Here is a 15,794-nt window from a genome sequence, read left to right as displayed (position 1 = left end):
ACTTCACCACCATAAGTTTTAGACAAAACGGCAGAGATTGCTGCTGTTAAAGTTGTTTTACCATGGTCAACGTGACCGATGGTGCCCACGTTTACGTGAGGCTTAATACGTTCAAATTTAGCTTTTGCCACGATATATTCCTTTCTTTTCAGAAGTGCTCGATTAATTCGAGCAATATAACATTGATGCCGTAACCAATATTAGTTACGAGATTCTATAATCGCTTTTGCAATGTTTTGCGGTGCATCTGCGTACTTCAAGAACTCCATAGAGTATGAAGCACGACCCTGAGATGCAGAGCGCAAATCAGTTGCATAACCAAACATTTCAGATAGAGGCACTACTGCGTGGACAAGTTTAACACCTGCGATGCCATCGTCCATACCTTCGATTATGCCACGACGGCGGTTTAAATCACCCACTACGTCGCCCATATAATTTTCAGGTGTAGTCACTTCTACTTTCATACAAGGTTCGAGCAACACCGGAGACGCTTCAAGCGCCCCCTGTTTAAAGCCCATAGAACCTGCAATTTTGAATGCCATTTCGTTCGAGTCCACATCATGATATGAACCATCAAATAAACTGACTTTCACGTCAAGTACAGGATAGCCGGCTAAAACGCCGTTTTTCATCTGTTCTTGAATACCTTTATCAACGGCAGGAATGAATTCACGAGGAACTACACCGCCTACTATTTCGTTAACAAATTCATAGCCAGAACCCTCTTCGAGAGGTTCAATTCTTAACCAAACATGACCAAATTGACCACGTCCGCCAGATTGACGTATGAACTTACCTTCCACTTCAACTTTAGAACGAATTGTTTCACGGTAGGCTACCTGTGGTTTACCTACGTTACACTCTACACCAAACTCGCGACGCATACGGTCAACGATAATGTCTAAGTGTAATTCGCCCATACCAGATATCAGTGTTTGTGCCGATTCGTCATCAGTCTCAACTTTGAATGATGGATCTTCCGCTGCTAATTTTTGCAGCGCAATCCCCATTTTATCTTGGTCGGCTTTTGAACGAGGCTCAACGGCAATGGTAATTACAGGTTCAGGGAACTCCATGCGCTCAAGAATCACTCTGTGATCATTATCGCAGAGAGTATCACCGGTTGTTACATCTTTAAGACCGATAGCAGCCGCTATATCACCAGCACGTACTTCTTTCAGTTCTGTTCGGTCGTTTGCGTGCATTTGCACAATACGCCCTACTCGCTCACGTTTCTGCTTAACAGAATTATAAACACCAGAACCTGATTCAAGCACACCTGAATACACGCGGATAAAGGTCAGTGTACCAACAAATGGATCAGTCGCAATTTTAAATGCTAAGGCCGCAAAAGGGGCATTATCATCGGGTGGGCGTTTAACTTCGTTTTCGCTGTCATCAATACCGGTAATTGCAGGTACATCATTAGGCGCTGGTAAGAAGTCAACTACCGCATCGAGAACCGCTTGCACACCTTTGTTCTTAAATGCAGAACCACAAGTTGCTAATACGATCTCATTGTTAATTGTGCGCTGACGCAACGCTGTTTTGATCTCGACTTCTGATAACTCACCTTCTTCAAGGTACTTGTTCATCAGTTCATCAGAGGCTTCAGCTGCTGCTTCCACGAGATACTCATGCATCTCTGCCGCTTTTGCTGCTAGATTTGCAGGAATGTCTTCATAAGTGAATGTCATCCCCTGATCTATTTCAGACCAGTTAATGGCTTTCATCTTAATTAAATCAATAACACCCTTGAAGTTCTCTTCTGCACCAATATTTAAATGAATTGGTACACAAGTCGCACCAAGGCGATTACGAATTTGATTTATTACACGGTCGAAATCTGCACCTGCACGGTCCATCTTATTAACAAATACCAGACGCGGAACGTGGTATTTATCAGCTTGACGCCATACGGTTTCAGATTGTGGTTCAACGCCTGACGAGCCGCAGAATACTACTACAGCGCCATCGAGAACACGTAATGAACGCTCGACTTCAATAGTGAAGTCTACGTGACCTGGGGTATCGATGATATTAATACGGTGTTCAGTGAACTGAGCTTCCATACCGCGCCAAAAAGTTGTTACTGCAGCAGAGGTGATAGTAATACCACGCTCTTGCTCTTGTACCATCCAATCTGTCGTGGCGGCGCCGTCATGCACCTCGCCGATTTTATGAGACATACCGGTATAGAACAGAACACGTTCTGTTGTGGTAGTTTTACCTGCATCCACATGAGCAACAATACCGATATTTCGATAACGCTCAATTGGGGTTATACGAGCCACTATTTATACCCTCTCAGCTAAAACTTTTGGTTTTAGCAATATCAACAATATGGAGCGGACCGAAGTCCGCTCCATCATATTACCAACGGTAATGAGCAAAGGCTTTGTTAGCTTCAGCCATGCGATGCACGTCTTCACGCTTCTTAACCGCAGTACCTTTGTTTTCAGACGCATCTAGCATTTCACCTGCTAGACGTAAAGCCATAGATTTTTCACCACGTTTGCGAGCAGCTTCAACTAACCAGCGCATCGCTAGTGCGTTACGACGCACTGGACGAACTTCACATGGTACTTGATAAGTAGAACCACCAACGCGACGAGATTTAACTTCGACTGATGGGCGAACGTTATCAAGAGCTGCTTCAAGGATACTTAAATGATTTTCGCTTTTCTTTTCAGCGACAACATCTAGTGCCTTGTAAATGATTTTTTCTGCAGTCGACTTTTTGCCGTCCTGCATGATGACGTTGATGAACTTAGCCAACAACTCACTGTGAAACTTTGGATCTGGTAGGATTTTACGTTGTCCTACAACGCGACGTCTTGGCATATTAATTCTCCGTATGCTTCAGGTATTTCCAAAACTGGAATGTCAAATAAATACTAGCTTGGCCTTACTTAAACGGGATACGTTAAGACTTAGGACGCTTAGCACCGTACTTAGAACGGCCTTGGCGACGTGAAGTCACGCCAGCACAGTCTAATGCGCCACGAACAGTGTGGTAACGCACACCTGGTAAGTCTTTAACACGACCACCACGGATTAGGATTACACTGTGCTCTTGCAAGTTATGGCCTTCACCACCGATATACGAAGTTACTTCGAAACCGTTAGTTAAGCGCACACGAGCTACTTTACGTAGTGCAGAGTTAGGTTTTTTAGGTGTTGTAGTGTACACACGAGTACAAACACCACGTTTTTGTGGGCACGCGTTCAACGCAGGCACATTAGTCTTTTCGACTTTTGGCGCGCGTGGCTTACGTACCAACTGGTTAACAGTTGCCATGTATAGCTCCGACAGTTGATTCAAGCTCAACAATTAGGTGTGAAAAATCTATATCCCACAATGGTGGGACGCGGAATTTTAGAAAGGTAATGGCAATCTGTCAAGAAATAGCCAACTTTTCATGCAAATTCCAATAAAAAAGGCGCCAATGGCGCCTTTTTTTAACAAAAAACTAACTTAATCTTGGCCACCGGCCAAGTTTAGTAGATCTGCTAGGTTCTGTTCAGCTTCGCTTGCAGTAACAGTTGTAGCTGCTACTTTGCCACGAGAACTTAACACTTTAGCGCGTTCTTCGTTACGGGTCTTGTGATAAGCATAACCAGTACCAGCTGGGATCAAACGACCAACGATTACGTTTTCTTTCAGACCACGTAATGGATCGCTCTTACCGCCAACGGCCGCTTCAGTTAACACACGAGTGGTTTCCTGGAACGATGCTGCAGAGATGAATGATTCAGTAGCCAAAGACGCTTTGGTAATACCGAGTAATTCACGTTCAAACGTTGCAGGTGTTTTACCTTGAGCGATTAACTCACGGTTAGCAATCTTCACGCGTGAAACTTCTGCTTGCTCACCTTCTAAGAATTCAGTGTCGCCTGTTGAAGTGATCAAACACTTACGTAACATTTGACGAATGATAACTTCGATGTGCTTATCGTTGATCTTAACGCCCTGTAGACGGTAAACATCTTGTACTTCGTTCACAATGTAGTTTGCTACGTTGTGGATACCACGAAGACGAAGAATGTCGTGTGCCGCTTCTGGGCCGTCTGCTATAACTTCACCACGTTCGACTTTTTCACCTTCGAACACGTTTAAGTTACGCCACTTAGGGATCATCTCTTCATAGTGATCACTACCATCGGCTGGCGTAATCACTAGACGACGCTTACCTTTAGTTTCCTTACCGAACGAGATAGTACCTGAGATTTCTGCAAGAATTGCAGGCTCTTTCGGCTTACGCGCTTCGAATAAGTCAGCAACACGTGGTAGACCACCGGTGATGTCACGAGTTTTAAACGATTCTTGTGGAATACGTGCTAATGGATCACCAACGTTGATTTTCGCGTTATCGTCTTTCGACACAATCGCGTTACCCGGTAAGAAGTATTGAGCTGGTACTTCAGTACCAGGGATCATTAAGTCGTTACCATTGGCATCAACTAAGCGAATAGCTGGACGCAATTCTTTACCGGCTGAAGTACGCGCACCAACATCGAGCACCACAACAGAAGATAAACCCGTTAACTCGTCAGTTTGGCGAGTCATAGTTACGCCATCGATCATGTCAACGAACTTCACGCTACCGGCAACTTCAGAAATAATTGGGTGAGTATGTGGATCCCAGTTTGCGATGATTTCGCCAGCTGCAACTTCACTTTCTTCCAATTTCTCTAATACGGTACCGTAAGGTACTTTATAGCGCTCTTTCTCACGACCTAGCTCATCGATGATAGCTATCTCAGAAGAACGAGAAACAATTACAAGCTTACCGTCGATATTTGAAACATGCTTAGCATTGTGTAACTTCAGAGAACCCGCGTTCTTAACTTGAACGTTGTTTTCTGCAGAAGCTCGAGATGCCGCACCACCAATGTGGAACGTACGCATGGTTAGCTGTGTACCAGGTTCACCAATAGACTGCGCCGCAACAACACCAATCGCTTCACCGTGGTTAATAATATGACCACGAGCCAAGTCACGACCGTAACATGCCGCACACACACCAAAGTCTGTGTCACAGGTAATAACAGAACGTACAATGACTTCGTCGATACTGTGTTCTTCTAACGTATTACACCATGCTTCATCAAGAAGTGTGTTGCGTGGAGCAAGCACTTCATCTGTACCTGGCTTCATTACGTCAAGCGCAACCACACGACCTAGAACACGTTCACGTAATGGCTCAACAACATCACCACCTTCAATAAGCGGTTTCATTGTTAGACCATGCTCAACACCACAGTCATCTTCAATAACAACTAAGTCTTGTGCAACGTCTACTAAACGACGAGTCAAGTAACCCGAGTTAGCTGTCTTCAATGCTGTATCGGCAAGACCTTTACGCGCACCGTGAGTAGAAATAAAGTACTGAAGTACGTTTAGACCTTCACGGAAGTTAGCCGTAATTGGCGTTTCGATGATTGAGCCATCTGGCTTAGCCATCAAACCACGCATACCTGCTAGCTGACGGATCTGTGCAGCACTACCACGAGCACCTGAGTCAGCCATCATATAGATGCTGTTAAACGAAGCTTGTTGCTCAGGTACACCATCACGGTTAATCACTGTCTCAGTAGACAAGTTTTCCATCATGGCTTTAGAGACTTTTTCGTTCGCGCTTGCCCAGATATCGATTACTTTGTTGTAACGCTCACCAGCTGTTACAAGACCTGACTGGAACTGCTCTTGAATTTCAAGCACTTCAGCTTCAGCGTCTGCAACTAAGGTGTATTTCTCGTCAGGAATAACCATGTCATCGATACCCACAGAGGCACCAGAAATGGTTGCAAAACGGAAACCGGTATACATCAATTGGTCAGCAAAGATAACAGTATCTTTAAGACCTAGTTGACGATAACAAGTGTTCAACAGCTTAGAAATCTGTTTCTTACCCATGTTTTGGTTAACCAAATCATACGATAAGCCTTCAGGCAAAATTAATGATAAAAGAGCACGACCAACAGTCGTATCAATGATACGAGTTGCTTTCGTTCTTTCGCCATCTTCTGCGATGTTGGTTTCGGTAATACGCACTTTAACGCGAGCATGTAGTTCAGCAACACCAGTAGCGTAGGCTTTTTCTACTTCTGACACATCAGCGAATGCCATACCTTCACCGCGACCGTTAATACATTCACGGCTGGTGTAGTACAAACCTAATACAACGTCCTGAGACGGCGTAATTACTGGCTCACCGTTAGCAGGTGACAAAATGTTGTTGGTTGACATCATTAGCGCACGAGCTTCTAACTGAGCTTCAAGCGTTAATGGTACGTGAACCGCCATTTGGTCACCGTCGAAGTCGGCGTTGTATGCCGCACAAACTAACGGATGCAATTGAATTGCTTTACCTTCAATCAGTACAGGTTCAAATGCTTGAATACCTAGTCTGTGAAGTGTTGGTGCACGGTTAAGCATTACTGGATGTTCACGAATCACTTCGTCTAGCACATCCCATACTTCAGCCTGTTCGCGTTCAACCATTTTCTTAGCAGCTTTAATAGTCGTCGCTAAACCACGCGCTTCTAACTTGCCGTAAATAAATGGTTTGAATAGCTCAAGCGCCATCTTCTTAGGAAGACCACACTGATGCAGACGTAAAGTAGGACCTACGGTAATTACCGAACGGCCTGAATAGTCAACACGCTTACCAAGTAAGTTCTGACGGAAACGACCTTGCTTACCCTTGATCATATCAGCAAGAGATTTAAGCGGACGCTTGTTAGAACCGGTAATAGCACGACCGCGACGACCGTTATCTAATAGCGCATCAACTGACTCTTGTAACATACGTTTTTCGTTACGTACAATAATGTCAGGCGCAGCTAAATCTAACAGACGCTTTAAGCGGTTGTTACGGTTAATCACACGACGGTAAAGGTCGTTAAGATCTGATGTCGCGAAACGACCACCATCTAACGGCACTAATGGACGTAGATCAGGTGGAAGAACCGGTAATACTTTTAAGATCATCCACTCTGGCTTGTTGCCAGAAGTGAAGAATGCTTCCATCAATTTAAGGCGTTTAGTCACCTTTTTACGACGGGTTTCAGAGTTAATTGAAGGCAACTCTTCACGCATTTGCTCGATCTGTTCAGCTAAATTGATAGCACGTAACAATTCAAGAACTGCTTCAGCACCCATTTTAGCTTCAAACTCGTCACCGTATTCTTCTAACGCATCAAGATACGTTTCTTCGGTCAGCATTTGGCCGCGCTCAAGCGTGGTCATACCAGGCTCGATAACAACAAATGATTCGAAATACAGTACGCGTTCAATATCACGCAACGTCATATCTAGCATTAAGCCAATACGTGACGGAAGTGATTTTAAGAACCAAATGTGGGCAACTGGGCTAGCCAGATCAATGTGACCCATGCGCTCACGACGCACTTTAGTCTGGGTAACTTCTACGCCACACTTTTCACAAATAACACCACGGTGCTTCAAACGCTTGTATTTACCACACAAACATTCGTAATCTTTAACCGGACCAAAGATACGCGCACAAAACAAACCTTCACGCTCAGGCTTGAATGTACGGTAGTTAATGGTTTCTGGCTTCTTTACTTCACCAAAAGACCAAGAACGGATTAGATCTGGCGAGGCCAAACCAATTTTAATACCGTTAAATTCTTCAGTCTTACTTTGCTGTTTAAGAAACTTTAATAAGTCTTTCACGTTTCTCTCCTGAAGGAGTTAAACCAGGTGCTTTGCTGCTGCAAAGCACCCTTGGTTACCAAACATTGCTTAAGTGCGATGCTTACTCTTGGTCCAACTCGATATTAATACCAAGTGAACGAATTTCCTTCAACAATACGTTGAAAGACTCAGGCATGCCAGGTTGCATCTGATGGTTACCGTCGACGATGTTTTTATACATCTGAGTACGACCGTTAACGTCATCTGATTTAACTGTTAGCATTTCTTGTAGAGTATAAGCAGCACCATATGCTTCAAGTGCCCACACTTCCATCTCACCGAAACGCTGACCACCAAACTGAGCTTTACCGCCCAATGGTTGTTGAGTCACTAAGCTGTACGAACCCGTAGAACGAGCGTGCATCTTATCATCAACTAAGTGGTTCAATTTAAGCATATACATGTAACCAACGGTTACTTTACGCTCAAATTCGTTACCGGTACGGCCGTCACATAACGTCAACTGGCCAGACTCAGGTAAGCCTGCAAGAGCAAGCATTTGCTTGATCTCTTTCTCTTTAGCACCGTCGAATGCTGGTGTAGCAATTGGAATACCACCTTTAAGGTTGGTAGCCAAGCGCACAACTTCATCATCAGTAAACGAATCGATATCAACGCGTTGAAGCACGTCATCACCTAATTCGTAAACTTGTTTGATGTAACCACGAAGTTCGGCAATTTCACGCTGCTCTTCAAGCATAGCAGTAATTTTATTACCGATACCCTTAGCTGCTGCGCCCATGTGGACTTCAAGTACCTGACCGATGTTCATACGCGAAGGTACGCCCAATGGGTTAAGTACGATGTCTACAGGATTACCTTCTTCATCGTATGGCATGTCTTCAACAGGACAAATCTTCGAGATAACACCTTTGTTACCATGACGACCTGCCATCTTGTCACCAGGCTGGATAGTACGTTTAACTGCAAGGTAAACCTTAACAATTTTCAATACACCAGGTGCCAAGTCATCACCTTGGGTGATCTTGCGACGCTTGATTTCAAATGTCTTATCGAAGTCTGCTTTAAGCTCTTCATGCTGTTCAGCTAACTGCTCTAATTCAGTTTGTTTTGCTTCATCGTCGATAACTTGGATTAATACGTCTTTACGTGGGATCTCAGCTAACTTAGCTTCAGAATAACCTACAGACAATAACAAGTTACGTGCACGGCCCAATACGCCTTCTTCAAGGATCTTGAACTCTTCACCTAAGTCTTTACGAGCTTGGCGAACATGCATTTCTTCAATTTCAAGCGCACGCTTATCTTTCTCAACGCCGTCACGGGTAAATACCTGTACGTCGATGATGGTGCCTTTGACTGAGTTAGGAACACGTAATGAGCTGTCCTTAACGTCAGACGCTTTTTCACCAAAAATAGCTCGGAGTAGTTTCTCTTCTGGAGTTAACTGTGTTTCACCCTTAGGTGTAACTTTACCCACAAGAATGTCGCCACCCTTCACTTCTGCACCAATATAAACGATACCTGATTCATCTAATTTAGATAAAGCAGACTCACCTACGTTTGGAATATCAGCAGTGATTTCTTCGCTACCCAATTTAGTATCACGAGCAATACAAGAAAGCTCCTGAATATGGATAGTAGTAAAACGATCTTCTTGCGCTACGCGCTCAGAAATTAAGATCGAATCTTCGAAGTTATAACCGTTCCAAGGCATGAACGCGATGCGCATGTTCTGACCAAGCGCCAAATCACCTAAATCGGTAGATGGACCATCGGCCAATACATCGCCACGAACCACTGGCTCACCAACAGAACAACAAGGACGTTGGTTAATACAAGTGTTTTGGTTTGAACGGGTATATTTAGTTAGGTTGTAAATGTCGATACCGGCTTCACCTGCGTGTAGCTCATCTTCATTTACTTTAACTACGATACGGCTAGCATCAACATAATCAACCACACCGCCACGTTTAGCAGCTACAACCACACCAGAGTCAACAGCAAGAGTACGTTCAATACCCGTTCCGACTAACGGCTTATCAGCACGTAAAGTAGGTACTGCTTGACGTTGCATGTTTGCACCCATCAATGCGCGGTTAGCATCATCGTGTTCTAAGAACGGAATTAATGATGCTGCAACAGAAATAATCTGCTGTGGAGATACGTCCATATACTGAACATCGGCTGCGCGCATAAAGGTAGACTCACCTTTGTGACGACAAGCGATTTGTTCTTCTGCCATACGGCCATCAGCATCAACTTCGATGTTAGCCTGAGCAATAACATAACGACCTTCTTCGATTGCTGATAAGTATTCAACATCATCAGTAATCACACCATCAACCACTTTGCGGTAAGGTGTTTCTAGGAAGCCGTAAGAGTTAGTGCGCGCAAAACTTGCTAACGAGTTGATTAGACCAATGTTTGGACCTTCAGGGGTCTCAATTGGACATAAACGACCGTAGTGAGTTGGATGTACGTCACGAACTTCGAAACCAGCACGCTCACGAGTCAAACCACCTGGGCCAAGCGCAGAAATACGACGCTTATGCGTCACTTCTGATAGCGGGTTGTTTTGATCCATAAACTGTGACAATTGTGAAGAACCAAAAAATTCTTTCACTGCCGCAGAAATTGGCTTAGCGTTAATCAAGTCTTGTGGCATTAGCTCGTTTAAATCGCCTAAAGATAGACGCTCACGAACAGCACGCTCAACACGGACTAAACCAACACGGAACTGGTTTTCAGCCATTTCACCAACGCTACGAATACGACGGTTACCTAAGTGGTCAATATCGTCGACTTCATCATAACCATTACGGATTTCGATGATTTTCTTCATAACAGATACGATGTCTTCTTTAGACAACACACCGTTACCTTCGTCTTCTGCAATCTCAAGACGACGGTTGAACTTCATACGACCTACTTTAGATAAGTCATAACGTTCTTCACTGAAGAATAGGTTTTGGAATAAACCTTCAGCAGCATCTTTGGTTGGTGGCTCGCCAGGACGCATCATACGGTAGATTTCAACTAAAGCTTCTAAGCGGTTAGTTGTTGAATCTATGCGTAATGTGTCAGCAATATAAGCACCATGATCAAGATCATTGATAAACAAAGTATCAATATTCTTAATACCAGCAAGTGATAACTTAGCTAAATCTTCTAAGGTAATCTCGCTGTTTGCGGTCACTAAAACTTCACCGGTATCTTCATCGATGTAGTCTTGAGCAGCATACTTACCAACAATATAATCTACTGGCACTTCTAGCTCAGTCGTGTTGGTTTTTTCAAGTTGCTTAATGTGACGCGCAGTGATGCGACGACCAGCTTCAACTAATAAAGAGCCTTCAGCATCTTTAATGTCATAGCCAGCAGTTTCACCACGTAGGCGGTCAGGCACTAGTGACATCACTAATGAGTCTTTTTTAATCTTAAACTCGATACGCTCAAAGAATAAATCGAGGATATCTTGAGTAGAATATTCAAGCGCTCGTAAAATGATAGTAGCCGGTAATTTACGACGACGGTCAATACGAACGAATAGAGCATCTTTAGGATCAAATTCAAAGTCAAGCCATGAACCACGGTAAGGAATAATACGTGCGTTATACAGCACCTTACCAGAAGAGTGGGTTTTACCACGGTCATGATCAAAGAACACACCTGGAGAACGGTGTAACTGAGACACGATTACACGCTCAGTACCGTTAATAACGAAAGTACCGTTATTAGTCATCATAGGTATATCACCCATGTAGACTTCTTGCTCTTTAATGTCTTTAACAGTGCCAGCAGCAGCTTCACGGTCAAACAACACCATGCGTAATTTAACGCGTAGTGGTGCCGAATAAGTAACACCGCGGATCTGACATTCTTTCACATCAAAAACTGGCTCACCTAGCTTGTAGCTGACATATTGCAGCTCAGAATAGCCAGAAAAGCTCTTGATAGGAAAAACGCTACGGAATGCAGCTTCTAAGCCACGCTCACCCGTAGGGTCTTGATCGGTGAACTTCTTAAAAGAGTCTAACTGGATAGACAATAAATAAGGGATGTCCAAAACTTTTGGACGCTTACCAAAGTCTTTGCGAATACGCTTCTTTTCAGAATAGGAGTAAACCATGGGTTTCCTCTGCTTACGAGATGTGACCAAGACTGAAATAATTTAATTAAATCAGCACGTTTGCCCATCACCGTTGATGGCAAGAACCTAACCAGTAATCTCTGCTAGGGACTGCTAAAACTGGCGACAAACGGTGAAAAAAAATCGCCTGCGCATAAAGCGCAAAAAAGGCCGACGGTTAAAAAACCGCCAGCCTTCACCCAATTACTTGGGTGATGCAAGCTAAATTATAGCTTACTTAACTTCAACAGAAGCACCAGCGGCTTCTAGATCAGCTTTAAGAGTTGCAGCTTCTTCTTTAGACACAGCTTCTTTAACTGCGATTGGAGAAGATTCAGCCATAGTTTTAGCTTCTTTTAGGCCTAAACCTGTAGCGCTACGAAGTGCTTTAATAACAGCAACTTTGTTTTCGCCATGAGAAGTAAGAACTACGTCAAATTCTGTTTGCTCTTCAGCAACAACAGCATCGCCGCCGCCTGAAACTACTGCAGCAGCAGCAGAAACGCCGAATTTCTCTTCCATAGCTTCGATTAGTTCAACTACTTCCATTACAGACATTGCTGCAAAAGCTTCTAACATTTGGTCTTTAGTGATAGACATTAGAAATATTTCCTATTGTTCTGAATTCAATTTTATTAAGCTGCCTGCTTATAATTAAGCGGCGTCTTGTTTTTGATCGCGAAGGGCGGCCAATGTACGTACGAATTTGCCAGCAGATGCTTCTTTCATAGTCATCATCAACTGAGCTAGTGCTTCGTCGTAAGTTGGTAGTTTCGCTAAACGATCAATATCAGCTGCAGGGATAAACATCCCTTCGAAAGCTGCACCTTTAACTTCAAATTTTGCTTGACCCTTAGCGAAGTCTTTTAAAAGACGCGCTGCAGCACCTGGATGCTCGTTAGAGAAAGCTATTAAAGTTGGGCCAGTGAACGTTTCTGCTAGGCACTCAAAAGCTGTACCTTGAACTGCACGACGAGCAAGAGTGTTACGTACTACACGTACAAACACACCATTTTCGCGAGCAGCTTTACGCAGACCGGTCATAGCACCTACAGTTACGCCACGTGAATCGGCAACAACTGCAGAAAGTGCACCTTTGGCAGCTTCGTTGACTTCAGCCACAATTGCCTGTTTGTCTTCGAGTCTTAATGCCATTGGCTTTACTCCTGGATTCTACCTAGGGAATTCCCTAGAATTTACCAAACTAAACACAAATGTGTTTAGTTACTTACGGTGCAGATTTTCCAGTAAAAAAATTTAGCTGGGGCCTGACACCGTCTACGCTGGAAATTAAGTTAACCTTACGATTAACACCTGCGGTCTTGGACGGAAACCGGCTCTAATATACAAAAAATGATTCACTTATGTATAAAAGCGGCTTCAACCCACAAAGTGCGCGCATTATAGACTAATACGCGCGCTTTGTATATTACTTAACTTCGTCCAGAGAACCCTGGTCGATAGCTACACCTGCACCCATAGTGGTAGAGATGCTAATCTTTTTCACGTAAATGCCTTTAGCAACTGCAGGCTTAGCCTTTTTCAGTGCTGACACTAACGATTCTAAGTTTTCTTTCAACTGTTCAGTAGTGAATGTAACTTTACCGATAGTTGTGTGGATAATACCATTTTTGTCGTTTCTGTAACGAACTTGACCTGCTTTGGCATTCTTAACTGCTTCAGCAACGTTTGGCGTTACTGTACCAGTTTTAGGGTTAGGCATTAAACCACGAGGGCCTAAAATTTGACCTAACATACCAACAACGCGCATTGCATCTGGAGATGCGATAACCACGTCGAAGTTCATTTCGCCAGCTTTAACTTTTTCAGCTAAATCTTCCATACCCACAAGTTCTGCGCCAGCAGCGATAGCAGCTTCAGCGTTTGCACCTTGTGTGAATACAGCAACACGAACATCACGACCAGTACCATGTGGAAGTACAGTAGCACCACGCACGTTTTGATCTGATTTACGAGGATCGATGCCTAGATTAACAGCTACATCAACACTTTCAACAAACTTAGCAGTCGCTAATTCTTGTAAAAGTACTACAGCTTCGCTGATGTCATACAATTTTGTTGCATCAACTTTTTCGCGGATAACGCGAGCGCGCTTAGTTAGCTTTGCCATTATATTAGTCCTCTACTACCAAACCCATTGAACGTGCAGTACCTTCAATTGAGCGAGTCATCGCTTCAATATCAGCACCAGTCATATCAGCGGCTTTAGATTCAGCAATTTCCTGAACTGCGCTACGCTTAATAGTACCTACTTTTTGAGTATTAGGACGGCCAGAACCTGATTTCAGACCTACTGCTTTAAGCAATAAGAAAGATGCAGGTGGAGTCTTAGTTTCAAAAGTGAAAGAACGGTCGTTATATACAGTGATAACAACAGGAATCGGCATACCTTTTTCGAACTTTTCAGTACGAGCGTTGAATGCTTTACAGAATTCCATGATGTTCACACCTTTTTGACCTAAAGCAGGTCCAACTGGTGGAGACGGGTTTGCAGCACCGGCTGCTACTTGTAGCTTGATATAAGCTTCAATTTTCTTTGCCATGTCGACATTTCCTCTATTTGGGTTCAAACGCATCTTGGCGACATGCCAATACGCTCCCCTGAAAACAACGGGTGCGAATTATATAAAAATACGCACCCGCAAACAATATATATTTGTAGTTATTTTAATCAGCTCTTTTCGACTTGATTAAAATCGAGTTCTACTGGTGTTGAACGACCGAAAATCATCACCGAAACTTTAATACGGTTCTTTTCATAATCGACTTCTTCGATTGTACCGTTAAAGTCAGCAAATGGACCGTCACAAACGCGAACCACTTCACCAGGCTCATACATAATACGATGAGTTGGAGACTCAACAGTATCTTGTAGACGCTGAAGAATTGCATCAGCTTCTTTGTCAGAAATCGGTGCAGGGCGATCCGATGTTCCACCGATAAAGCCCATTACACGTGGAATGCTTTTGACTAAGTGCCAGCTGTCATCGTTCATTTCCATCTGGACCAATACATAACCAGGGAAAAATTTGCGTTCACTTTTACGGCGTTGACCTGCACGCATTTCAACAACTTCTTCAGTAGGAACTAAAATCTCACCAAAGTATGCTTCCATGTTATGCATTTTGATATGTTCCAGCAGTGTTTTAAGCACACGGCCTTCATAGCCTGAAAAGGCTTGGATCACATACCATCTTTTTTTCGCTTCTGTAACTTCAGTCATTTTCAGATGCCTATACGCCAGTAATTAAATTGACTACTCGTAACAATATAGCATCTAATCCCCAAAGGATTAATGCCATTACTGCAGTAGCTGCAAGTACAATAAAGGTAGTGTTTAGCGCCTCTTGGCGAGTTGGCCAAACGACTTTGCGCACTTCAATATGTGCTTCACGAGCAAAAGATTGCGCCTGCTTTCCCTTACTTGTCTGCAGTGCAATGATACCTGCAATAGCAAAGGCAATAATTACCCCAGCAACACGAGCTACAACATTAGCATCTGCATAAAATTGATTGCCTATAACAGCAGTAGCAATAAGCAATGCTGCTATGCCCCACTTAACGATATCCAAAGAATTACTCTGGTTTTCAGTATTTGTTGTCATCGGTTAATTCCGTTACTCACTACGACCTGGGCTTAGCTTGGTAAACAACATATTCACCAAATCCACATTTCCGAACTTTCCCGGAAAATGCATAAGCACAGGGTCAAAAATCGGCCATAGATTGTATTCTTATTCAGCTTTGTTCGCAACAATACAGGTAAAGTAAGATTAACAAATCAATCAAAAAATCGATTTTTATTGCTATCTTTACCCTAAAAATAAAAAAGGAAGCCTAAGCTTCCTTTTTTAGTGTTCACTAAAGTCGCTATTACGCGATGATTTTAGCTACAACACCTGCACCAACTGTACGGCCACCTTCACGGATAGCGAAACGTAAACCGTCGTC

The 15,794-nt window shown here is 43.5% G+C and carries 13 protein-coding genes; all 13 read right to left on the bottom strand.

The genetic code is table 11. The features are described 5' to 3' along the window. Window positions 1-131, bottom strand: a 131-nt coding sequence (locus GW828_RS00065; protein WP_273059936.1) for a GTP-binding protein, incomplete at its 3' end; no start/stop codon positions are given. Window positions 132-200: 69 nt separating this feature from the next. Beyond that, complete coding sequence (gene fusA / locus GW828_RS00060) at window positions 201-2,297, bottom strand: elongation factor G (RefSeq protein ID WP_124017692.1); 2,097 nt, start codon at window positions 2,295-2,297, stop codon at window positions 201-203. A 79-nt stretch (window positions 2,298-2,376) separates the two neighbouring features. After that, on the bottom strand, window positions 2,377-2,847 hold the full coding sequence (gene rpsG, locus GW828_RS00055) for a 30S ribosomal protein S7 (RefSeq protein ID WP_011635636.1): 471 nt from the start codon (window positions 2,845-2,847) through the stop codon (window positions 2,377-2,379). 82 nt (window positions 2,848-2,929) lie between these two features. After that, window positions 2,930-3,304, bottom strand: a complete 375-nt coding sequence (gene rpsL, locus GW828_RS00050) for a 30S ribosomal protein S12 (RefSeq protein ID WP_101033703.1) — start codon at window positions 3,302-3,304, stop codon at window positions 2,930-2,932. Window positions 3,305-3,481: 177 nt separating this feature from the next. Continuing rightward, window positions 3,482-7,708 carry a DNA-directed RNA polymerase subunit beta' gene (gene rpoC, locus GW828_RS00045; protein ID WP_273059930.1) on the bottom strand — a complete coding sequence of 1,409 codons (4,227 nt, stop codon included), beginning with the start codon at window positions 7,706-7,708 and terminating at the stop codon, window positions 3,482-3,484. Between the two features lie 82 nt (window positions 7,709-7,790). Continuing rightward, window positions 7,791-11,822, bottom strand: a complete 4,032-nt coding sequence (rpoB, locus tag GW828_RS00040; protein ID WP_124017694.1) for a DNA-directed RNA polymerase subunit beta — start codon at window positions 11,820-11,822, stop codon at window positions 7,791-7,793. 234 nt (window positions 11,823-12,056) lie between these two features. Further along, window positions 12,057-12,422, bottom strand: coding sequence for a 50S ribosomal protein L7/L12 (rplL, locus tag GW828_RS00035; RefSeq protein WP_124017695.1), 366 nt, complete (start codon window positions 12,420-12,422; stop codon window positions 12,057-12,059). Window positions 12,423-12,476: 54 nt separating this feature from the next. Next, entirely contained in the window at window positions 12,477-12,977 is a 501-nt protein-coding gene (gene rplJ, locus GW828_RS00030; protein WP_124017696.1) for a 50S ribosomal protein L10, read from the bottom strand. A 274-nt stretch (window positions 12,978-13,251) separates the two neighbouring features. After that, window positions 13,252-13,953, bottom strand: a complete 702-nt coding sequence (gene rplA / locus GW828_RS00025) for a 50S ribosomal protein L1 (RefSeq protein WP_124017697.1) — start codon at window positions 13,951-13,953, stop codon at window positions 13,252-13,254. Between the two features lie 4 nt (window positions 13,954-13,957). Next, entirely contained in the window at window positions 13,958-14,386 is a 429-nt protein-coding gene (gene rplK, locus GW828_RS00020; protein ID WP_124017698.1) for a 50S ribosomal protein L11, read from the bottom strand. A 128-nt stretch (window positions 14,387-14,514) separates the two neighbouring features. Beyond that, window positions 14,515-15,066 (bottom strand): transcription termination/antitermination protein NusG, encoded by a 552-nt coding sequence (gene nusG, locus GW828_RS00015; protein ID WP_124017699.1) that lies wholly within the window; start codon window positions 15,064-15,066, stop codon window positions 14,515-14,517. A 10-nt stretch (window positions 15,067-15,076) separates the two neighbouring features. Beyond that, entirely contained in the window at window positions 15,077-15,448 is a 372-nt protein-coding gene (gene secE, locus GW828_RS00010) for a preprotein translocase subunit SecE (protein WP_011635627.1), read from the bottom strand. A gap of 268 nt (window positions 15,449-15,716) precedes the next feature. After that, window positions 15,717-15,794: EF-Tu C-terminal domain-related protein (locus GW828_RS00005; RefSeq protein WP_273059934.1), on the bottom strand; the 78-nt coding region annotated here is incomplete at its 5' end.

This window comes from Shewanella vesiculosa, assembly GCF_009994065.1.
GTDB lineage: Bacteria > Pseudomonadota > Gammaproteobacteria > Enterobacterales > Shewanellaceae > Shewanella > Shewanella vesiculosa.
Note: the sequence above shows the minus strand (reverse complement) of the source record. Positions and strands in the feature narration are given on the sequence as shown.